This window comes from Phenylobacterium sp. (genome assembly GCF_030651755.1).
Taxonomy (GTDB): Bacteria; Pseudomonadota; Alphaproteobacteria; order Caulobacterales; family Caulobacteraceae; genus Phenylobacterium.
On record NZ_JAUSBZ010000091.1, the window covers coordinates 1 to 18,591 of the forward strand.

The following is an 18,591-nucleotide window of genomic DNA, read 5'->3' on the forward strand; positions in this document are numbered from 1 at the left end:
GGGTGCAAGCGACCAACTCGCAGATACTGTTCTCGGCGTTGGGTCGATCGCAGACGTCATGCTACTCGGAGGCGCTCGATCTGGAGGCTCAGTCCAAACGCTCCGCGCGCCGCCGCAGTGCATCGCCCCTCCTACCCAACAGCAACCCGCCCATCGGTTCGGACGCCCAACGGCGAGTGGTCAAGCGACGCGTACAAACAGTACGATCACAAGTGAGCAAGTAGGAACCGGGTCAAAGGCTGCGAGGTCAATCAGACCGCCAGGCTGGCAGGAGCAGGTTCCAGACGATCGTAGACCTGATCAAGAACGAGGCCATTTACTCGCGAAGGTTCTAGGTGGCCCTGGAAAAGATCCTCGGAATTTTGTCACAATTCCGAAGAAGACAAACCAAGCTATGTGGAGTTTCGAAAAGATGGTCCGCGACAGAGCCAATTCAGGTGAAGTCGTCGAATATCAGGTCCAGCCTTTTTACGATGGCGCGGGTCAACCACCCTCTACGATTCTGATGACGGCAACTGGTACGCGGGGGCAGCCGATGGGCCGCATCATCTTTGTAGGCAAACCGAAGCCATGACCATCGAAGCCCTGATCAAGGCGATCCCGCCGCCGGTTGTAGCCTCGGCGCCATTCGAGGGGCCGTGGGAGCCGCTGGAGCATCAGCTCGGGACCGCCTTGCCAGAGGACTACAAGGCCCTGGTCCGGCGCTATGGGCACGGGACGTTTTTCGACGTCCTGCATATTCACATCCCCAGAAGCCGGGTGTCGCACATTCGGTTCGAAACCAGCATCCGGGAGATCTGCGAGCCCCTGCGCGAAGCTGACGAGCTGCCCTATCCCCTGTGGCCGCAGGCGGGCGGGCTGTTGCCCGTGGGACGGTCGGAATTCGGCGACACCGTCTTCTGGATCGTGGACGGCCCGCCATCGACCTGGCGCATCTTCCTGTGCGACCGCGACGTCGTGGATATGGAGACCCTGGACTGCGATCTGACGGACTTTCTCGCCGGCGTCGCCACCCGTCACATCCAGCCGAAGGACTTCCTGCACCTGAGCCCCGAAGACACCCTGTTCGAACCGTGGGACCGCCGTGGGCAGGCCCGGGCCGACGCGATTGAAGACTGGACGCAATCTGGCGGCTATGGACAGACGACGCTCCGGTCTCTCACCCTGAAGGCGCAGCTCAAGCCGCCGAAGTCGTGAGGGCGTCACAAGCTGGGGCGCGTCGCACAACACCACCATCAAGACGGGGAAACACATGTTCAATCACATCATGGTCGGGACCAACGATATCGAGCGGTCCAAGGCCTTTTACGACGCCGTGCTGGCGACGCTGGGGGCCGGGCAGCCGATGGCCAATGCGGCGCCCACCGGGCACAAGCGGCTGTTCTACATCCACAACGGCTCGGTCTTCTGCGTCAGCGAGCCGATCAATGGCGAGCCGGCCACCTTCGGCAATGGCGGCACCATCGGCTTCAAGTGCGAGTCCCCAGATCAGGTGAAGACCTTCCACGACGTGGCCGTAGCCCACGGCGGGGTTTCCATCGAGGACCCGCCGGGCCTGCGCGAGGGCGACATGGGGTCCCTGCACCTGTCCTATGTGCGCGACCCCGACGGCAACAAGCTGTGTGCGCTGTACCGCCCGTAGGCTTCTAGACGCCCCTGGCCGCGCGCTTCAGGATGCGGCCAGGATGGCGGCGGCCAGGTCGCGGCCGGAGCGCCAGGCGGCCTCCACCCGGGCGCCGGCCAGCCAGTCGCCGCAGGCGCCGATGCGGGTCTCCGCCGACCACAGGGGCGCGCCGGCCTTGGCCGTGGTGCGGGCGTAGCGCCAGCGGTGGGCCTGGAGCGACAGGACTGCGGGCAGGGGCCGGCCTGTGGCCTCGGCGAGCGCCGCCAGCAGGGCCTGCGCCACCTGATCTGCCCCCGCCTCCAGATGCGTCCGGGACCAGTCGGGCGAGGCCTGCACCACCCAGGCCTCCGGCCCCGTTCGGCCGGGCTTGGCGCTGTTGCGGGCGGCCCAGGCGAGCGGGCCGTCCTGTAGCAGGACATCGGCGGTAAGGCTGAGAGGGCCTGCGAAGGCCGCCATCATGGTCCAGCAGGGGTCTGAGACGACCCCGCCAGCCCGCGCGGCCATGTCGGGGGCGACAGTGGCCAGCAGGACGGCGGCCTGTTCGCTGGGGGTGGCGACCACCACGGCCTGCGCGCTGAAGGGGGCGAACCCCTCCCCGCTCAGGCGCCAGGCCTCACCGCCCTGGGCGATCTCGTCCACCCGGGCCTGCCAGGTCACGTCCAGGCCCTCGGCCATGGCGCGGATGGGGGCGTTCATGCCGGGAACGCCCACCAGGGCCTCGGGGCCTGCGGCGGGCCAGGGGGCGGCGACGCCGGCCGCCTGCCAGGCCGCCGCGCGGGTGGCGAAGGCCGGATCCCGGACGGTGAAGAACTGCGCCCCGTGGTCGAAGCTCACCTGCCCCTGGGGCGTCTCGATCCTGCGAGTGGACATGCGACCGCCCGGCCCCCGGCCCTTGTCCAGCACCTGGACCGCGTGGCCGGCGTCGCTAAGCGCCTCTGCGCAGGAGAGGCCAGCCATGCCGGCGCCGATGATGGCGATCTTCATCTCTCTTGGTCCTTCATCAGCCGGCTTCGCGCAGGACGGCGGCGGGACGGCGCGACAGGGCCGCGAACGCCGCCAGCGCCCCGCCAAGCGCGCCCAGCGCCGTGGTGCCGCCGAGAATGCCTAAGATCACCGGCCAGTCGACGCTCCAGGTGGCGTTGAACACCTGGGTCACCACCGGCCAGGCGCCGGCTGCGCCGAGCGCCGCGCCCGCCAGCCCTGCGATCACGCCCACCAGGCCGTACTCCACCAGATAGGCGCTGACGATCTGGCTTCGGGTTCCGCCCAGAACCTTCAACGTCGCGGCCTCCCGGGCGCGGAACCGGGCACCCGCGGCGATGGCGCCGATCAGCACCAGGACGCCGGCCGCTCCGGCCACGGCCGCAGCCCCGCGGATGGCGAGCGCCAGGCGGTCGAAGAGGGTGGCGGCCTGTTCCAGCTGGTCGCGGATGCTGATGACATTGACGCCGGCGAAGTCGGCGGCGAGCGCTTGAGTCACCGCGGCCTCCTCGTCTCGGCTGGCCATGGCGATGGCCACGTGCCGGGGGTTTGCGCCCGCGATGGCGCCGGTGTTGAGGATGACGCCGAAATTGGCGCCGAAACCGCCCCAGTCCACCTCGCGCAGCACCGCGATCTGGGCGTCGATCTCCCGACCCAGGACCTGCAGGGTGATCATGTCGCCGACCTTGAGGCCTGCGCCCTTGGCGGCGTCCTGCTCGAAGGCCACCAGGGGCGGGCCGGCATATCCGGGCGTCCACCAGGCGCCGGCCGTGACCTTGGAGGTCTCCGGCGCCCCGTCGAGGACTGACATGGTCAGGTCCGAGTCAAACGCCCAGCGCTCCCCGCGGTCGATAGCCTCGATGTCCACCGGCTGGCCCTTCAGGCGGGTGATCCGGCCAGTGATGAGCGGCAGGCGGTTGTAGCGGTCCATCCCGGGATCGTTCAGGGCACGGTCGATCACCGCGTCAAAGGCCGCGACCCGCTCGCCGGGGATCTCGGTGAAGACCAGGGACGGGGCGGTGCGCGGCGCCACCACGCTGACCTGGGCCAGCAGGCTCGACTGGATCAGGACGATGGCCGAGAGGAGCGCGACGCCCAGGCCGATGGCGGGCGTCGCCGTACGGGCGGCCGAGCGCGGACCGGCCAGGTTGGCGAGACCCAGGCGCACCGAACCTCGGGCGAACCGGCGCACCCGCCCGGCTCCCCAGGCTGCGGCCAGACCCAGCAGGCTAAGCGCGAGGAAGGCGCCGGCCGCGCCACCGATCAGACCTGCGGCGGCCCAGCGGCTGGGGGCGGTGAGGATGGCCAGGCCCGCGAGGCCGAGCGCCGCGGCCACCGCAAGCGCCGTCTCCAGGCTGAGCGTCGGGCGGCCCGACATCTCCTTGCGGAACAGGGACGAGGGCGGCGTGGTCCGGGCTCTGGCCAGCGGCCAAAGCGAGAAGGCGGCCGCGGCCAGCACGCCGAAGGCTGCGGCGCGGACCAGGGGCTCGGGATAGACGGCGAACAGCGCCGGCACCGGCAGTTGCTCGGCCGCCAAAGCCCCGATGATCAGCGGCGTCACCGCGCCGATGGCCAGGCCAATGCCCACCCCCAGCAAGGCGAGCACGCCGATCTGGATCAGATAGATGTCGCGGATCAGCACGCCTGACGCCCCCAGGGCCTTCAGGGTGGCGATGGAGGCCTTGCGGCCCTCCAGATAGGACGACACCGCGCCGCCCACGCCTAAGCCGCCGGCCACCAGTGAGGCGAGGCCGATGAAGCCCAGAAAGTACTCCAGCTGATCGATCAGCCGGCCGGCGCCGGCGGCGGCCTCCGAGCGGTCGCGGGCCTCGAACACCGCGTCGGGGAAGGTCTCGCGGACCTCTTCGATCACCGCCTTGGGGGCGGCCTCGGGGGGCAACAGGACCCGCACCGCCTCGCCAAACAGTCCCCCGGCGCCCAGCAGGCCTGCGGCCTCGACCGTGGTCACATCGGTCAGAACCCGGGGACCCAGCGCAAAGCCTCGGCCGATCCGGTCAGGCTCGGAGATCAGCACCGCCCCGACCCGAAGGTTGCGGCCGCCGACGGCGAAGGTTTCGCCCAGCGCCAGGTCGAGCCGGTCGAGCAGGGCCTGCTCCACCGCAGCGCCGGGTACGCCGCCTGCGGGGGCAAGCGCAGCGGCGAGGCTGGCCGCGCCCTCCAGCTGAAGCGCCCCCACCAGGGGATAGGTGTCGGCCACCCCGCGCACGTCCACCAGCCGGCGCGCGCCGGTCGGGGTCTCCGCCATCGCATTGGCGCGCACGGAATAGGCGCTGGGACCCAGGGCCTCGAACACCGCCCGCTCTTGTGGGGTGAAGCGGCGCTGGTCGATGCTGAACACCACATCGCCGCCGAGGATTTCCCGGGCCTGACTGGCCAGGCCCTGGCGGAAGGCCTCGGCCGTGGAGCCGGCCGCGGCGATGGCCGCGACGCCGAGCGCGAGGCAGGCCAGGAAGATGCGGAATCCCGCAATCCCGCTTCTCAGCTCGCGCCCGGCGAACCGCAGGGCGAGCCTCATGCGGCGGCCTCAGGCTGGACCGAAACGATCAGGCCATCAGCCATGCGCACGATGCGGTCGGCGCGGGCGGCCAAGGCCTCGTCATGGGTGACCAGGACGAGCGCCGCGCCAGCTTGGGCCAGCAGATCGAACATCAGGTCGGCCACCATGGCGCCATTGGCGCCGTCCAGATTGCCGGTGGGTTCGTCGGCGAAGAGCAGTTGCGGCTGGACGGTGAGGGCGCGAGCCAGCGCCACCCGCTGCTGCTCGCCGCCCGACAACTGGTGCGGATAGTGGGTGAGCCGGGCGCCCAGGCCGACCCTGTCCAGCCAGGCCTCGGCCTCAGTCATGGCGTCGGCGCGCCCGGCCAGCTCCAGGGGGGCGGCGACATTCTCCCGCGCGGTCATGTTGGGCAGCAGGTGGAAGCTCTGGAAGACCAGCCCCACCCGGCCGCGACGCAGGCGGGCGCGGCCGTCCTCGTCCAGGGCGCCGAGGTCCTGGCCAAACAGCCGCACCGTCCCGCTGGTGGGCGTCTCCAGCCCCGCGGCCACCGAGATCAGGGACGACTTGCCTGAGCCTGAGGGACCGATGATGGCCACCGTCTCGCCGGCCGACACGGTCAGATCAACGCCGCGCAGGATGTTCACCGAGCCGGCCACCGACGGCAGGCTAAGCGTCAGGGCCGACAGGCTAAGCGGCGGCGCGGCGGGCGGAGATTCGGTCATGGGGCTCCCGAGGGCGGGTTCGGGCGTTTCATGCCCGCCCGGCCGACCTATATGGGGAAGCACAGCCATGATCGCACCCCAATCCTTGCTCTCCCGCCGCACCCTTCTGCTCAGCGCCCTGGCCCTGGGCGCCAGCGCCTGCAGCCGGGAGGCTGACGCCCCGGCTTCAGCGCCCGCCGACGAGGGAGAAGCCGCGCCGCAGCCGCAGGCCGCCGCCGACCTGCCGGTGGTCGCCCTGCTGGGAGACTCCATCACCGCTGGCTACGGCCTGCCGGCGAAGGACGCCCTGCCCGCCCAGCTGGAGGCGGCCCTGGCGGCGGCCGGAACGCCCGCGCGGGTGCGGGCCGCCGGCGTGTCCGGCGACACCACGGCAGGCGCGCTCGCCCGCGTGGACTTCAGTATCCAGGACGACGCCGACCTTTGCGTCGTGGCCCTGGGCGGCAACGACCTGCTCCAGGGGATCGAGCCGGCGACCATGCGGGCCAATCTGGTGGGGATCATCACCCGGCTGAAGGCCCGCAACATCCCGGTGCTGCTGGCCGGCATGCAGGCGCCGCCAAGCTACGGCGCCTACGCCACCGACTTCGCCGCGGTGTTCGAAGGCATAGCCGGCGACCACGACCTCCCCCTCTATCCCTTCCTGCTGGACGGCGTCGCCCTGGACCCCGCCCTGAACCAGGACGACGGCATCCACCCCAATGCGGCCGGCGTGAAAGTCATCGCCCAGCGTTTGGCCCCCGCGGTTGCAGGCGCCCTAGCGGGGGATTAGGGGTCGGCGCGAGTTCCTTTTTTGTTCTTTTCACCGCGGCCGCGCTGTGCGAAGCTGGTGAAACAAGTGCGAAGTCAGCGGAAGTCGGGGAGCGCGCACGGTGAAGATCAGGCCGTTTGCAGAGTTCGAAACGGAACTGCCCTATGACGGCGTCGAGGGCGACGAGTCCGTTGATTTCGAAGAGATTGTGCCGGCTGGCCAGAATATTGCCGAAGCCTGGGCTGTAATCCTGAGGCCGCTCGGATATGAGGTCTCGGAGCCTATTCAGGACGACCATGGTTGGTGGCTGCATGTCAGGGACGGCCGATATAAGTATGAGCTCTTTATCGCCCGCGTCTTTGAGAATGAATGCCATCTCCACGCCAAGGAGGCGTTCGGACTTTTTAGAAGCAAGAGTTTCCCATCATTTTTGGCGCAACTGAACTCGGCGTTGAACGCCGATCCTCGCTTCAGGAATATTGGTTGGTCCGGCTCCCTCAACGACAAAACCACAACGGATACGCCCATTGTGGAATGAGCGGCCGGTCCAGCGGCCCCGCTTGCCAAGGCGCCGATCGGCCGCCCTACTGTCTCCATGAGCGAAGACAGCATCCGAGACCGTTCCCGCCGCACCCTTGAGCGCGCTCAGGCCCGCTATGAGGCCGATCCCTCCCTGGCCGCCACCGTCTGGTATGGGCGGGTGCTGGGGTTCCGCTACCGGATCGAAGAGGCCATCGCGGTGTTCAGCGAGGGCCTGGAGCGGTTTCCGGATTCCTTCGAACTGCTGCGCCAGCGGGGCCATCGCTATCTGTCGACCCGGCGGTTCGCCGAGGGCAAGGCCGACCTGGCCCGGGCCGCTGAGCTGATCGAGGGCATGGCCGAGTGGATCGAGCCCGACGGCCAAGACAACGAACTGCCTGTGCCGCCCACCAGCATCCAGTTCAACACCTGGTACCACCTGGCGCTCGCCCACTATCTACTGCGCGAATGGGACGAGGCCGAGGCCGCCTATCGCCAGTGCCTCAAGTGGGTGCGCGAGGATGACTATGACGGGCTGACCGCCTGCAATGACTGGCTCTACATGACCCTGCGCCGCAAGGGCGACGAGGCGGCCGCCGAGGCGGTGCTGGCCGCCATTCCCGAGGGCCTGGCCGACGAGGCCTTCGTCGAGGGGCCGTCCTATTATCGTCGCCTGCGGATGTATCGCGGGGAGTTGGCGCCGGGCGACCTGCTGAGCCCCGACAAGGGCTCGCAGGTGATCCATGACGTGGAGACCATCTACGCCACCCAGGGCTACGGGGTCGGCAATTGGTATCTCTACAACGGCGAGACTGAGCGCGCCCGGGCGGTGTTCGACCAGATCCTGCAGGGCCGCAGCCGCTACGCCTTCGGCTACATCGCCGCCGAGCTTGACCTGCGCGAGATGGCGGGCGGGTGAGGCCTGCGCCAGGACGGGCCAGCCCTGTCGGCTCTGACCCGCACTCCTAAGCCAGGGGGATCAGCTTGGTTCGAATGAAGTCGACTCGGCCCAAGAGGTTTTCCGCGAGTTCAGCGGTCGGAACGACGGGAATGGGGTAGCTCTCCGAGAGGTCGCGGCCGGCGAGAACATTGTCCGCCCAATCCTGCGCGATTGCGCAGTACAATTGGAGGGCCAGAGCCGGCGTCGGCGTATCATCCGTTTCGAAGTGCATCGACGGCAGATTGCCGACCACGACCCAGCGCTCGGCGTCTTCGGGTCTGGCGCCCGGTTCGCGCCGGGCGAGGAAGAGGGCGAGAACAGGCGCGAGGCCGAAGGCGAGAACCAGGTCCGCAATAGGCGGATTCCAACTGTAGGTGTGCAGATAGCGCCAGGCCTCCGCTCGGAGCACCTCAAGCTCGCGGCGCTCCTCCTCGCTCTCATAGTCGAGGTTCTTCCCCGTGGGGAACGCGCGGGTGTCGACCAACTGGCTCATGCGAAAAAGCTATCGCGCCGCCAAGCCTCGTCAAGAACAAAAACGAAACACGTCGCAGCCGCCAGGCCGCCATTGCACCGCGCTCACGCCCCATCAGCGGGCAGGCCCCGCCATGGCAGGTTGGCGGTGAGAGAGGGATTCGAACCCTCGATAGAGTTTCCCCTATACACGCGTTCCAGGCGTGCGCCTTCAACCACTCGGCCACCTCACCACACCGGTCGGGGGCGGGCCCCCGGCGGAAGGGGGTCTATATAGCGAGGTGGGCGCCCGGGGCAAGCGGCCCTGTTCGTCGCGTGGTCGGCGTCCTATCTGTAGGGCCAGATCCATCCCTATCCGTCCGAGGTCGCCATGTTGTTCCGCAAGCCCGCTGAGATGCCGACGGCGCAGAGCGCCCTGCCTGGCCGCGCCCAGCCGATCCCCACCGCCAAGACCCATTTCGTCAACGGCCAGCCCCTGCAAGGTCCCTATCCCGAAGGGTCGGAGACCGCCGTCTTCGCCATGGGCTGTTTCTGGGGGGTCGAGCGCCTGTTCTGGCAGATCCCCGGCGTGCATGTGACGGCGGTCGGCTATGTGAACGGCTTCACCCCCAACGCGACGTATGAAGAGGTGTGCAGCGGCCGCACGGGCCATACCGAGGCGGTGCTGGTGGTCTACGATCCCCGTGTGGTGACCTATGAGCAGTTGCTGAAGGTGTTCTGGGAAGGCCACGATCCGACCCAGGGCATGCGCCAGGGGGGCGATGTGGGCACCCAGTACCGCTCAGGCGTCTATGTGGCCAATGAGGCTCAAGGCGCCGCGGCGGCCGCCAGCAAGGGCGTTTACCAGCAGGCCCTGTCGGCCAAGGCCCTGGGACCGATCACCAGCGAGATCGTCGAGGCTGGCCCCTTCTATTTCGCCGAGGACTATCACCAGCAATACCTGGCCAAGAACCCCGGCGGCTATTGCGGCATCGGCGGCACGGGCGTGACCTGCCCCATCGGGACCGGCGTCGAGGCGTGAGCCCGCAGGCGACTCTGGCGCTGAGCCTGCCGGCGACGACCCACAGCGTCCAGTGGGGCGGCGAACATGTGTTCAAGGTCGGCGGAAAGATGTTCGCCGTCCTGGGATCGGGAGGCGGCCTATCGTTCAAGGCGTCGGACATCGCCTTTGAGGCGCTGATCGAGAGCGGTCGGGCAAGGCCGGCGCCCTATCTGGCCCGAGCCAAATGGGTCAGGTTCGACGATCTGACGGCGCTGGACCCGGATGAGACCACGGCCTGGTTGTCAGCCGCCCATGGCCTGGTGGCCGCCAGGCTCACGCGAGCGCAAAAACGCGAGCATGGGCTGACCTAAGCTTGGCCATTTGAGCTGCATAGGGCTGCTCGAATCTGATTGGCTCGGCAGGGCGGAGCAATGGTTTGGTGGAAAAGCCTCCAGGATGACCGGTCCCAACCCACCTGCGGAATGGAAGCCGCCCTGGCCCTGGTGGCTGAATCTCTCCTGGCTGGGAGTCTTGGTCGCGCCCTGGGTCCGGTTGCTGATCCGCCTTGTTGTCGGCGCGTTTCTGATCTGGGGGGTCTGGGACAACATAATCGACCCCTTCCAGATGTCGGCCTTCGCCGCCTTTCTGGATGAGAACGGCTTCATCTGGCCAGGACTGATGGCGCACCTTGCGGTCTACGCCCAACTGGCCTGTGGGCTGGCCTTTATCGTCGGCATGTTGGTCCGCTGGGCAGGTCTGATCTGCGCCATCATCTTCACTGTGGCGGTGGTCTTCGTGGAGGCCAAGCACGGCGTTCGGGCCGCCATGCCCGCGACCCTGCTGGCGCTCATCGGCCTCGACATGCTGGCCCGGGGGCCAGGACCGTTCAACCTGCGGGCGCTGCTCGTCCGTCGCTGACCCGCGGGTCAGGGGACAGAGGTCTCTTCCACGGGGGGCGTCGGTTGGACGGGCGGTGCGACCGCTGGCGCAGCCTCCAGAGCTTCGCGGATCTCGGCGAGGGCGCGGGCGGCGGCGGAATTTCTTTGCCGCCAGATGAGAAGCGCCACCGCACTCAGGGTGGCGATGATGAAGGCCGTGGAGCCGAAAATCCAGCTGGCGGCGGCCAGGGCGAAATAGTAGCCGCGGACCCCGGCGTTGAAGGCCGAAAGGGCGGGATTGAGCAGACGGCCCGCCGCCGCCCCATAAACCTTCGCCATGCCGGCGGCCTCGTCCGGAGCCGCCCCAATCACCGCAATGGTGTAGTTGAGCTGGCGGATCGCCCAGATGAAATCCAGCAGACCTCGGGCCAAGGTGACCAATACCAGGGCCACCTGAACCTCGAACAGGAGGCGGGTCGAGGTTTCAATGACGATCAGGCTGGAGGCGCTGCGGAACGCCGACTCGCCGCCAAACAACACCCCTGAGGCGCCCGCGATCAGGATCAGATTGGAGGAGGCGAAGAAGGATGCGGAATTGATGGTGTGGCCCATCAACTGGCTGTCCATCAGCCGGCTCTCGCGCCGGGCCATATTGCCCATCCAGGCGCTGCGGATCACAGCCATGTCGAGATTGATCATGTGCCGCCGCCCCAGCGCCGCCTTGACCAGGGGCTCATAGGCCAGCCAAGCCACCGCAAAGATGACCAAGGCGACCGTGTCGAGGGTGGAAAGCTGCAATCCAAGCATCTGGACGCCTAGCCCACCACAGGGGCAAGAGCTCGGGCGCAGGGCGGCCGGAAACGCCGACTCCCGATCAAGACCGGCGACGCCGCAACCAAGTCCACGTTCATCGTCGCCATCCTGCCCGCGCCCTGGGGTTCAACCGCCTGCAGGATGCTAAGGAGGCCCGAGCGTCAGCGGAAGCCCTGTTAGGAGCCGCCGCTGACGCCGAGAGCCCGACGACTAGATTCGGCCCAGCAGGACCAGGATCAGCACGACCACCAGGACGAGGCCCAGACCGCCTGAGGGGAAATAGCCCCAGCTGCGGCTATGGCCCCAGGTCGGCAGCGAGCCCACCAAGGCGATAATCAGGATAATCAGAAGAATTGTGCCAAGCGTCATATGGGTGTTCCCGCCTCAAGAGCGCACCCCAGCGGGCGCTCGCGAGAGAAGAAACGGCGCCCCGTGGCCAAGGTTCCAAGCGTGCGTTGTCGCGGGTCGCCGCTCGACCCCGAGGGCGCGCCTAAACCTAGTCGGCGGCGTCGGCCGTATGCATCGCCGCGTCCCGCTCCTTCACCCCCAGGGCGTAGAGCGCGCCGATGAAGGCGCCCTTTATTCTGGGCAACAGGATCAGTGTGGCGCCCGCCAGGGGGAGCAGGGTGACGGCCAGGACCAATGCGACCGGCGCCTGCCAGATGAAGGGGAAGAGGAGCAGGGGCGCGATGACCAGATGGCCAACGATCAGAATGGTGAAATAGGCCGGCCCATCATCGGCTGGGTACTGGGCCAGGTCATGACCACAGACCGGGCATTGCGGCTCAACCTTCAAATAGCGCCAGAAGAGCTTCCCATCGCCGCAGGCCGGACAACGCCCCTTGAGTCCCCGGTTGAGCGCGGCGAGGAAGCTGGGGCGTGGGGGCTTGTCCATGACCCCCATATGCGACCGCATCTGGCGAGAATAAAGGGCGACGCGGCCGCCACGGACGCTTTTCTGCCCGCCGCCCAAAACGGCCCTAGCGACGGACCTCCTCGGCGGTGTTCTTCACCGCCGTTCCGGCCGCCTGCATATCACGCCCGACACCGGCAACCGTATTGCAGGCCGACACCAGCAGCGCCGCCGCCGCCGCGGCTATGACAAGGACTTTGCTCATCTCTAGATCGGGCTCCATCACGCCAGACCCCCTGGCCTGACATCGGCCCGATCTAATCCGGGCCTTCAGCGGTGATCAATGGGCTTGAAAGCGTCAGGCCGCGCTCTCGTCGACCACATCGGCGTCCGGCGCATTCTTCTTGATCGACTCAATCATCTTCTTGGCGCTGGCCTTGGCCGAATAGCCCTCTGAGGAGAACATGATCTCCCCATTGGAGGCGCGGAACCGCACCCGAAACTCGCCCGCCTTGTCTTTGAAGATCTCGAACCTGTAGGCCATCTCGTCCTCCCGAGCGCATCTTCTGTGGCGTCTAAAGCCAAGCTTGCCGCGCATCGCCTCGGGGCGCAACCACCCTGGACGAATGGCCCAGGGGCGCCATTGTTGGGGATCAGCGGACGCCGATCTGGGGGCCGGCCCTCCGCAGCTCAGACAAGCCCCCTGGGAGACGCCCGTGCCTGAGCTTGTCCACCTGCCAGCTGACGCGCCCTCGACCGCCCTGGCCGAGGTCCTTGATCGCGATGGCGCCCTTATCCTGGATGACGCCCTCAGTCCCGCAGCGGTGGCCGAGATGGTCGCCGAGCTCTCGCCCTATGTGGCGGCCACCCCAGAGGGCCGCGACGGATTCACCGGGGTCCGGACCACCCGCACCGGCGCCCTGGTCGCCCGGTCGCCCGCGGTGCGCCATGCAGTGAGCGACCCCCGTATCGCCCGTATGTGCGAACACCTGCTGAAGCCCAACTGCGAGCGCTGGCAACTGCATCTGAGCCAGCTGATCCGGATCATGCCAGGCCAAGGCGCCCAGCCCATCCACCGGGACCGCTGGGCCTGGGGCGCGCACCTGAAGGGGATCGAGCCGCAACTGAACACCATCTGGGCCCTGACCGACTTCACGCGGGAAAACGGCGCGACCCAGGTGGTCCCCGGCTCCAGCGCATGGCCCGATGACCGCAAGGCGCAGCCCCATGAGATCACCCAGGCGGTGATGAAGGCTGGATCGGTGCTGATCTATACGGGCAGCGTCTTTCATGGGGGCGGCGCCAACCGAAGCGATCAGGACCGTTGGGGCCTGAACCTGACCTATGCCCTGGGCTGGCTGCGGCAGGAGGAGAACCAGTATCTGGCCTGTCCGCCGGAGATCGCCCGCACCCTGTCGCCCGAGCTGCAGGACCTCCTGGGCTACGCCCTGGGGGGCTATGCCCTGGGCTACTACACCCCGCCCCTGCCCCCCGGAGAAGGGCCAGAGTTGGTTCCTCCGAGCTTCGCCCTGCGGGGCGAGGCCGAGGGCGCGGTCTTTGGCTCAGCCCAGGACCTGGCGGCCATCGGCGCCCAGGTTCGGGGCGGTTGAGGGACGGCGGAACGCCCCGGGCTCCGGCGCCGTTCGGCTGGGACAGTTGTCCCCATCCCAAGGAGCCCGCCCGTGGCCGATCTCGCCAAACTCGAAGCCAAGTTCTGGAAGGCCCTGAAGTCCGACCGCACCCTGATGCTCGGCCTCACCGATGTCGAGGAGGGCCACAGCCAGCCCATGACCGCCCAGATCGAGGGGGATGAGGGCGGTCCCATCTGGATCTTCAGCGCCAAGGGCGTGGACCTGGTTCAGGCCATGGGCGCCGGTCACCGGGCCATGGCGCACTTCGCCTCCAAGGATCACGAGCTGTTCGCCACCATTCACGGCCGGCTCGTTCCCGAGAACGATCGCGATACGATCGAGCGGTTGTGGAACCCCTTCGTGGCCGCCTGGTACGAAGGCGGCAAGGACGATCCCAAGCTGCAGCTGCTACGTTTCGAGCCGGAGCGGGCGCAAATCTGGCTCAACGAGCACAGCCTGTTCGCCGGGGTGAAGGTGCTGATGGGCCGCGATCCCAAGCAGGACTATGCCGACAAGGTGGGCGAGGTCCGCCTGAGTTAGGGCTTCAACTGCGGTCCCTGGCGCGCGGTCAGGGGCCGCAGGTCCACAGGCCCTGGAAGAGGCGGCTCGCGCCGTCGGCCCGCTGATAGGTCAAGGCGCCGGGCCTCGGCGGCGACTCGCCGCCGCCCTGAGCCGGTCCGGTGACCTCCACCAGCACGGTCTTCCCGCGGCCGGCGAAGTTCGCCCCATCCAGCATGGCGTCATAGCCGCCCGGAGCGGCGATCCGCTCCACATAGCCCGACACCTTCACGACGCCCACGGCCGGCTCGCCCGAAGCGACGTCGCCACGGGCGAGCAGCAGAAGCTGGTCGTCAGCGCCAGAAAAGCTGCAGGCCAGTTCGCCAGGCAGGGTCTCAGCGCTCAGATCCTCAGCCGTGAGGGCCTGGAGATCAATGGCTGATCCATCGCCGCCCACGGTCTCGGCGTCAGGGCCTGGAGGCGCGGCCGTCGCCGGCGCCTCGGCCGGCGATGGGGTCAGCGTAGGCGTGGCCTCTTCGGCGCCTGGCGAGCAGGCCGCCAGGGCGAGGACCACGGCGAAGGGTGAAAAGCGGATGGCGGGTCTGAACCAGATCATGAGGCGACAAGACCACGCCTGAGAATTGGTTCCCAGACCTGTCGCTCCGGCCGGGCGATTGCACGTTGCGCCTGTTTCCGGGCAAGCTTCGCCAGGCGACGGCGCAAGACCGTCCCAGGGAGGATACGACATGCGCCGCAAGCCCAACTTCATCGTCATCCTGGCCGACGACCTTGGCTATGGGGATATCGGCTGCGACGGCGGGACCCTGATCCGGACGCCGCAGCTCGACCGGATGGCCGCCGAAGGCGTGCGGCTGACCGACTTCTACGCCTCGGCCAATGTCTGCACCCCGTCCCGGGCGGGCCTGCTCACCGGCGGCTACGCCATCCGCCACGGCCTGGCCCGGGAGGTGATCCAGCCGGCCGACACCAACGGCCTGCCGCCCGAAGCGCCGACCATTCCGCGGCTGCTGAAGCCCGACTACGCCACCGCCCTGATCGGCAAGTGGCACCTGGGCCACGTCTCGCCCCACTGGCCGCCACAACGGTTCGGCTTCGACCGCTTCATGGGCCTGCCCTACAGCCACGATATGCGCCCGCTCACCCTCTATGACGGGGCGGGCGAGGCGCCGATGAGCGAGTCCAAGGCCGACTTCGCCAAGCTGACCGAGCACTTCTTCGACGAGACGACCGCCTTCGTCGAAGCCCATCGAGACGAGCCCTTCTTCATCCTGCTGGCGCTGACGGCCCCGCATGTGCCCCTGCGCCCCAATCCCGATGACCCGATGGGCTCTGCGGCCGGCGACTATGGCGAGGTGGTGGAAGAGGTGGACGCCCAGGTGGGCCGCCTGCTGCGCCGGCTGGAGGCCATGGGGCTGGCCGAGGACACGATGGTGGTCTTCACCTCCGACAACGGCCCGTGGTTCGAGGGCTCCACCGGTCCGTTCCGCGATCGCAAGGGCGGCGCGGCCTGGGAGGGCGGCTACCGTGTGCCCTTCATCGCCTGGCGGCCCGGGACGATTCCCGCCGGAACGGTCTCAGACGCCCTGGCCAGCAACCTTGATTTGCTGCCGACCATCGCCGCCATGGCGGGGCTGGAGTCGCCGACCGAGGGGATCGACGGCGCCGACCTCTCGGGCGTGCTGACCCGCGGCGAGTCCTCGCCGCACGATCAGGTGATCCTGTTCGACAACCTGCATGTGGCGGCCGTGCGCACGCCCCGTTGGAAATATGTGGTGCGGTCCTACTACCGGACCATGGACATCCCGCTCGATCAGCACCGCTACCCGCTGCTGTTCGACCTCACCACCGATCCGGGCGAGACCTATTCCCTGCTCTCACGCCATCCCGACGTCGCCGAGGACATGGCCCGCCGCGTCGCCGAAGCCCGCGCCAAATACGCGCCCTTTGCAGAGGCGAGGCCGCCGGCGAAAGCGCCGGAGAGCGCGGAGACGTGGAAGGACTGACCGGCTAGTCCGCGTCCATCTTCAGGGCGGCGATGAAGGCTTCCTGCGGAATCTCGACCTTGCCGAACTGGCGCATGCGCTTCTTGCCGGCCTTCTGCTTGTCCAGCAGCTTGCGCTTGCGGCTGGCGTCGCCGCCATAGCACTTGGCCGTCACGTCCTTGCGCAGGGCGCGGATGGTCTCGCGGGCGACGATGCGGCCGCCGATGGCCGCCTGGATCGGGATCTGGAACTGGTGCGGCGGGATCAGGTCCTTCATCCGCTCCACCATGGCCCGGCCGCGCATCTCGGCGCGGTTGCGGTGGACCAGCATGGAGAGCGCGTCCACCGGCTCGGCATTGACCAGGATCGACATCTTCACCAGGTCGCCGACCCGGTACTCCTCGATGGCGTAGTCGAAGGAGGCATAGCCCTTGGAGATGGATTTCAGCCGGTCGTAGAAGTCGAACACCACCTCGTTCAGGGGCAGGTCGTAGACCACGAGCGCCCGGGAGCCCACATAGGACAGCTCCCGCTGCTCGCCGCGGCGATCCTGGCAGAGCTTGATGATCGAGCCCAGGTGCTCGTCGGGCGTCAGGATCGTGGCCTTGATCCAGGGCTCGGCGATGGTGTCGATGCGCACCGGATCGGGCAGGTCGGCGGGGTTATGGAGCTCCATCTCCTCGCCATTGGTCAGCTGCACCCGATAGACCACGCTGGGCGCGGTGGCGATCAGGTCGAGGTCGAACTCGCGGGAGAGCCGCTCCTGGATGATCTCCAGATGCAGCAGGCCCAGGAACCCGCAGCGGAAGCCGAAGCCCAGGGCCGCGCTGGTCTCCATCTCATAGGAGAAGCTGGCGTCGTTCAGGCGCAGGCGGCCGATGGCCGCGCGCAGGTCCTCGAAGTCGTTAGCGTCCACCGGGAAGAGGCCGCAGAACACCACCGGCTGGGCCTCGCGGAAGCCGGTCAGGGCCTGGGCCGTGGGGCGCTTTTCATCGGTGATGGTGTCGCCGACGGCCGCGTCGGCGACCTCCTTGATCTGGGCGGTGATGAAGCCGATCTCGCCGGGGCCAAGCTCCTCGGTCTCGGTCTGTTTGGGCAGGAAGACGCCCAACCGGTCCACCTGATAGGTGGAGCCGTTCTGCATCATCTTCACCCTCTGGCCGGCCTTCAGCGTGCCGTCGATGACCCGCACCAGCACGATGACGCCGAGATAGGCGTCGTACCAGGCGTCCACCAGCAGCGCCTTCAGCGGCGCGGCCGGGTCGCCCTTGGGCGCCGGCAGGCGGGTGACGATGGCCTCCAGCAGGTCACCGATGCCGGCCCCGGTCTTGGCCGAGCAGAGAATGGCCTCGCTGGCGTCGATGCCGATGACGTCCTCGATCTGCTCGCGCACCCGCTCGGGCTCGGCGGCGGGCAGGTCGATCGTGTTGAGGACCGGCACGATCTCGTGGTTGTTGTCGATAGCCTGATAGACATTGGCCAGGGTCTGGGCCTCGACGCCCTGACTTGAGTCCACCACCAGGATGGAGCCTTCACAGGCCGCCAGCGAGCGGCTGACCTCATAGGCGAAGTCCACATGGCCAGGGGTGTCCATCAGGTTCAGGACATAGGTCTCCCCGTCCTTGGCCTTGTAATTCAGACGCACGGTCTGGGCCTTGATGGTGATGCCCCGCTCGCGCTCGATCTCCATGGAGTCGAGCACCTGTTCCTTCATCTCACGCTGGGTGAGGCCGCCGGTCTCCTGGATGAGCCGGTCGGACAGGGTGGATTTGCCGTGGTCGATGTGAGCCACGATGGAAAAGTTGCGGATGCGCGAGAGCGGGGTCGACATGCGACGGGCTCTAGCACACCTGTGAAATTCCGCGAGGGGGTCGAAGGGTCTCAGGCGCCCATGCCGATGGTCTGGGGCCTGACGCTGACCTTGGCCACCACATGCGCCTGATAGGCCGGGCGCGCGCAGAGCCGCCTGTACCAGGCTTCCAGCGCCGGCAGGTCTGGACGCTCCAGGGCGTCGGGAATGCGGAACCAGCGATGGACGATGACGCCCAGGGCGAGGTCGGCGACGCTGAACTGGTCGCCCATGACGAAGGTCTGGTCCTTCAGCTGGACGTCGAGGACCGCGAAGGTCTCCGCCGCCGTGGCGATGGTTTTGGCCAGTTCGGCGGGGTCAGGGGTCTGGCGGCGGTAGGCGGTGCGCACCGGACCGATCATGCGACCCAGGGCGGCGGACCAGTCCATCCAGGCCTCCGCCTGCCAGCGCGCCGTCTCGCCGGCGGGCCAAAGCCCCGCCTCGGGGCAGGTGGTGGCCAGCCAGCGGATGATGGCGCCCGACTCCCACAGGCTGAAGCCGTCCTCGCGGGTGATCGCCGGAATGCGCCCGTGCGGGCTGAGCGCGCGGTAGGCCGGGTCA

At 68.1% G+C, this 18,591-nt stretch carries 24 protein-coding genes and 1 tRNA gene; 12 read left to right on the forward strand and 13 right to left on the reverse strand.

The features are described from left to right. The first annotated feature begins 58 nt into the window (after nt 1-58). The 3 genes from Q7V15_RS16495 to Q7V15_RS08420 are packed head-to-tail and all read left to right on the forward strand — an operon-like array spanning nt 59 to nt 1,642. Nucleotides 59-574, forward strand: coding sequence for a DNA/RNA non-specific endonuclease (locus tag Q7V15_RS16495; RefSeq protein ID WP_370689794.1), 516 nt, complete (start codon nt 59-61; stop codon nt 572-574). Continuing rightward, nucleotides 571-1,197: an SMI1/KNR4 family protein gene (locus tag Q7V15_RS08415; protein WP_304755038.1), complete on the forward strand. Its 627-nt coding sequence runs from the start codon at nt 571-573 to the stop codon at nt 1,195-1,197. Before Q7V15_RS16495 ends, Q7V15_RS08415 begins: the two co-directional genes overlap by 4 nt. 55 nt (nt 1,198-1,252) lie before the next feature. Further along, complete coding sequence (locus Q7V15_RS08420; RefSeq protein WP_304755039.1) at nt 1,253-1,642, forward strand: VOC family protein; 390 nt, start codon at nt 1,253-1,255, stop codon at nt 1,640-1,642. 27 nt (nt 1,643-1,669) lie between these two features. On the opposite strand, the gene Q7V15_RS08425 is transcribed toward Q7V15_RS08420, so the two are convergent. Genes Q7V15_RS08425 through Q7V15_RS08435 form a run of 3 tightly spaced genes read right to left on the reverse strand, consistent with a single transcriptional unit; the run spans nt 1,670 to nt 5,845 of the window. Then, nucleotides 1,670-2,608 (reverse strand): NAD(P)/FAD-dependent oxidoreductase, encoded by a 939-nt coding sequence (locus Q7V15_RS08425; RefSeq protein ID WP_304755040.1) that lies wholly within the window; start codon nt 2,606-2,608, stop codon nt 1,670-1,672. Nucleotides 2,609-2,624: 16 nt separating this feature from the next. After that, nucleotides 2,625-5,141, reverse strand: coding sequence for an ABC transporter permease (locus Q7V15_RS08430; protein ID WP_304755041.1), 2,517 nt, complete (start codon nt 5,139-5,141; stop codon nt 2,625-2,627). Then, a complete protein-coding gene (locus Q7V15_RS08435) occupies nt 5,138-5,845 on the reverse strand; it encodes an ABC transporter ATP-binding protein (protein ID WP_304755042.1) in 708 nt (235 codons plus the stop codon). Before Q7V15_RS08435 ends, Q7V15_RS08430 begins: the two co-directional genes overlap by 4 nt. 67 nt (nt 5,846-5,912) lie before the next feature. Here Q7V15_RS08435 and Q7V15_RS08440 point away from each other — a divergent pair, with 67 nt between their 5' ends. The 3 genes from Q7V15_RS08440 (at nt 5,913) to Q7V15_RS08450 (ending at nt 8,031) form a co-directional block, all read left to right on the forward strand. Beyond that, the gene (locus Q7V15_RS08440; protein ID WP_304755043.1) at nt 5,913-6,614 is read left to right on the forward strand and encodes an arylesterase; all 702 of its coding nucleotides are present in this window, start codon (nt 5,913-5,915) and stop codon (nt 6,612-6,614) included. Nucleotides 6,615-6,714: 100 nt separating this feature from the next. Next, on the forward strand, nt 6,715-7,131 hold the full coding sequence (locus Q7V15_RS08445; protein ID WP_304755044.1) for a hypothetical protein: 417 nt from the start codon (nt 6,715-6,717) through the stop codon (nt 7,129-7,131). Between the two features lie 57 nt (nt 7,132-7,188). Then, nucleotides 7,189-8,031 carry a tetratricopeptide repeat protein gene (locus Q7V15_RS08450; RefSeq protein WP_304755045.1) on the forward strand — a complete coding sequence of 281 codons (843 nt, stop codon included), beginning with the start codon at nt 7,189-7,191 and terminating at the stop codon, nt 8,029-8,031. A 46-nt stretch (nt 8,032-8,077) separates the two neighbouring features. Here Q7V15_RS08450 and Q7V15_RS08455 read toward each other — a convergent pair whose 3' ends face one another. Both Q7V15_RS08455 and Q7V15_RS08460 read right to left on the reverse strand, forming a co-directional pair. After that, nucleotides 8,078-8,545 (reverse strand): hypothetical protein, encoded by a 468-nt coding sequence (locus tag Q7V15_RS08455; RefSeq protein WP_304755046.1) that lies wholly within the window; start codon nt 8,543-8,545, stop codon nt 8,078-8,080. A 121-nt stretch (nt 8,546-8,666) separates the two neighbouring features. Beyond that, nucleotides 8,667-8,756, reverse strand: a tRNA-Ser gene (locus Q7V15_RS08460). Between the two features lie 137 nt (nt 8,757-8,893). Between Q7V15_RS08460 and msrA the strand changes: the two genes are divergently transcribed. From msrA to Q7V15_RS08475, 3 genes are all read left to right on the forward strand, one after another. Next, nucleotides 8,894-9,544, forward strand: coding sequence for a peptide-methionine (S)-S-oxide reductase MsrA (gene msrA / locus Q7V15_RS08465; protein ID WP_304755047.1), 651 nt, complete (start codon nt 8,894-8,896; stop codon nt 9,542-9,544). Beyond that, nucleotides 9,541-9,876 (forward strand): MmcQ/YjbR family DNA-binding protein, encoded by a 336-nt coding sequence (locus Q7V15_RS08470; protein ID WP_304755048.1) that lies wholly within the window; start codon nt 9,541-9,543, stop codon nt 9,874-9,876. The genes msrA and Q7V15_RS08470 overlap by 4 nt, the downstream gene beginning before the upstream one ends. 85 nt (nt 9,877-9,961) lie before the next feature. Beyond that, nucleotides 9,962-10,423 (forward strand): DoxX family protein, encoded by a 462-nt coding sequence (locus tag Q7V15_RS08475; protein WP_304755050.1) that lies wholly within the window; start codon nt 9,962-9,964, stop codon nt 10,421-10,423. Between the two features lie 8 nt (nt 10,424-10,431). On the opposite strand, the gene Q7V15_RS08480 is transcribed toward Q7V15_RS08475, so the two are convergent. The 5 genes from Q7V15_RS08480 to Q7V15_RS08500 all read right to left on the reverse strand — a co-directional run bounded on the left by Q7V15_RS08480 (nt 10,432) and on the right by Q7V15_RS08500 (nt 12,593). Next, complete coding sequence (locus tag Q7V15_RS08480) at nt 10,432-11,190, reverse strand: DUF599 domain-containing protein (protein ID WP_304755052.1); 759 nt, start codon at nt 11,188-11,190, stop codon at nt 10,432-10,434. A 216-nt stretch (nt 11,191-11,406) separates the two neighbouring features. Beyond that, nucleotides 11,407-11,565 (reverse strand): DUF3309 family protein, encoded by a 159-nt coding sequence (locus Q7V15_RS08485; RefSeq protein ID WP_304755054.1) that lies wholly within the window; start codon nt 11,563-11,565, stop codon nt 11,407-11,409. 127 nt (nt 11,566-11,692) lie between these two features. Next, nucleotides 11,693-12,100: a DUF983 domain-containing protein gene (locus tag Q7V15_RS08490; RefSeq protein ID WP_304755055.1), complete on the reverse strand. Its 408-nt coding sequence runs from the start codon at nt 12,098-12,100 to the stop codon at nt 11,693-11,695. A 76-nt stretch (nt 12,101-12,176) separates the two neighbouring features. Beyond that, complete coding sequence (locus Q7V15_RS08495; RefSeq protein WP_304755056.1) at nt 12,177-12,314, reverse strand: entericidin A/B family lipoprotein; 138 nt, start codon at nt 12,312-12,314, stop codon at nt 12,177-12,179. Between the two features lie 93 nt (nt 12,315-12,407). After that, nucleotides 12,408-12,593: a YegP family protein gene (locus Q7V15_RS08500; RefSeq protein WP_304755057.1), complete on the reverse strand. Its 186-nt coding sequence runs from the start codon at nt 12,591-12,593 to the stop codon at nt 12,408-12,410. Nucleotides 12,594-12,765: 172 nt separating this feature from the next. On the opposite strand from Q7V15_RS08500, the gene Q7V15_RS08505 reads away from it, so the two are divergent. Both Q7V15_RS08505 and Q7V15_RS08510 read left to right on the forward strand, forming a co-directional pair. Then, on the forward strand, nt 12,766-13,659 hold the full coding sequence (locus tag Q7V15_RS08505) for a phytanoyl-CoA dioxygenase family protein (RefSeq protein WP_304755058.1): 894 nt from the start codon (nt 12,766-12,768) through the stop codon (nt 13,657-13,659). Nucleotides 13,660-13,731: 72 nt separating this feature from the next. After that, nucleotides 13,732-14,220 carry a pyridoxamine 5'-phosphate oxidase family protein gene (locus Q7V15_RS08510; protein ID WP_304755059.1) on the forward strand — a complete coding sequence of 163 codons (489 nt, stop codon included), beginning with the start codon at nt 13,732-13,734 and terminating at the stop codon, nt 14,218-14,220. Nucleotides 14,221-14,248: 28 nt separating this feature from the next. Here the strand turns inward: Q7V15_RS08510 and Q7V15_RS08515 are convergent, their stop codons facing one another. Next, nucleotides 14,249-14,794, reverse strand: a complete 546-nt coding sequence (locus Q7V15_RS08515; RefSeq protein ID WP_304755060.1) for a hypothetical protein — start codon at nt 14,792-14,794, stop codon at nt 14,249-14,251. A gap of 130 nt (nt 14,795-14,924) precedes the next feature. Here Q7V15_RS08515 and Q7V15_RS08520 point away from each other — a divergent pair, with 130 nt between their 5' ends. Continuing rightward, nucleotides 14,925-16,202, forward strand: a complete 1,278-nt coding sequence (locus tag Q7V15_RS08520; protein ID WP_304755061.1) for a sulfatase — start codon at nt 14,925-14,927, stop codon at nt 16,200-16,202. 4 nt (nt 16,203-16,206) lie between these two features. On the opposite strand, the gene lepA is transcribed toward Q7V15_RS08520, so the two are convergent. Both lepA and Q7V15_RS08530 read right to left on the reverse strand, forming a co-directional pair. Next, a complete protein-coding gene (gene lepA / locus Q7V15_RS08525; protein WP_304755062.1) occupies nt 16,207-18,012 on the reverse strand; it encodes a translation elongation factor 4 in 1,806 nt (601 codons plus the stop codon). Nucleotides 18,013-18,062: 50 nt separating this feature from the next. Then, nucleotides 18,063-18,591 (reverse strand): glutathione S-transferase family protein (locus Q7V15_RS08530; protein WP_304755064.1); only part of this gene is annotated, 529 nt, incomplete at its 5' end.

Bases quoted from the DNA above. Each gene is read 5' to 3' on its own strand.
- Q7V15_RS16495 (WP_370689794.1), top strand. From the start codon at position 59: ATGCTACTCGGAGGCGCTCGATCTGGAGGCTCAGTCCAAACGCTCCGC.
- Q7V15_RS08415 (WP_304755038.1), top strand. From the start codon at position 571: ATGACCATCGAAGCCCTGATCAAGGCGATCCCGCCGCCGGTTGTAGCC.
- Q7V15_RS08420 (WP_304755039.1), top strand. From the start codon at position 1,253: ATGTTCAATCACATCATGGTCGGGACCAACGATATCGAGCGGTCCAAG.
- Q7V15_RS08425 (WP_304755040.1), bottom strand. From the start codon at position 2,608: ATGAAGATCGCCATCATCGGCGCCGGCATGGCTGGCCTCTCCTGCGCA.
- Q7V15_RS08430 (WP_304755041.1), bottom strand. From the start codon at position 5,141: ATGAGGCTCGCCCTGCGGTTCGCCGGGCGCGAGCTGAGAAGCGGGATT.
- Q7V15_RS08435 (WP_304755042.1), bottom strand. From the start codon at position 5,845: ATGACCGAATCTCCGCCCGCCGCGCCGCCGCTTAGCCTGTCGGCCCTG.
- Q7V15_RS08440 (WP_304755043.1), top strand. From the start codon at position 5,913: ATGATCGCACCCCAATCCTTGCTCTCCCGCCGCACCCTTCTGCTCAGC.
- Q7V15_RS08450 (WP_304755045.1), top strand. From the start codon at position 7,189: ATGAGCGAAGACAGCATCCGAGACCGTTCCCGCCGCACCCTTGAGCGC.
- Q7V15_RS08455 (WP_304755046.1), bottom strand. From the start codon at position 8,545: ATGAGCCAGTTGGTCGACACCCGCGCGTTCCCCACGGGGAAGAACCTC.
- msrA (WP_304755047.1), top strand. From the start codon at position 8,894: ATGTTGTTCCGCAAGCCCGCTGAGATGCCGACGGCGCAGAGCGCCCTG.
- Q7V15_RS08475 (WP_304755050.1), top strand. From the start codon at position 9,962: ATGACCGGTCCCAACCCACCTGCGGAATGGAAGCCGCCCTGGCCCTGG.
- Q7V15_RS08480 (WP_304755052.1), bottom strand. From the start codon at position 11,190: ATGCTTGGATTGCAGCTTTCCACCCTCGACACGGTCGCCTTGGTCATC.
- Q7V15_RS08485 (WP_304755054.1), bottom strand. From the start codon at position 11,565: ATGACGCTTGGCACAATTCTTCTGATTATCCTGATTATCGCCTTGGTG.
- Q7V15_RS08490 (WP_304755055.1), bottom strand. From the start codon at position 12,100: ATGGGGGTCATGGACAAGCCCCCACGCCCCAGCTTCCTCGCCGCGCTC.
- Q7V15_RS08495 (WP_304755056.1), bottom strand. From the start codon at position 12,314: ATGAGCAAAGTCCTTGTCATAGCCGCGGCGGCGGCGGCGCTGCTGGTG.
- Q7V15_RS08500 (WP_304755057.1), bottom strand. From the start codon at position 12,593: ATGGCCTACAGGTTCGAGATCTTCAAAGACAAGGCGGGCGAGTTTCGG.
- Q7V15_RS08515 (WP_304755060.1), bottom strand. From the start codon at position 14,794: ATGATCTGGTTCAGACCCGCCATCCGCTTTTCACCCTTCGCCGTGGTC.
- Q7V15_RS08520 (WP_304755061.1), top strand. From the start codon at position 14,925: ATGCGCCGCAAGCCCAACTTCATCGTCATCCTGGCCGACGACCTTGGC.
- lepA (WP_304755062.1), bottom strand. From the start codon at position 18,012: ATGTCGACCCCGCTCTCGCGCATCCGCAACTTTTCCATCGTGGCTCAC.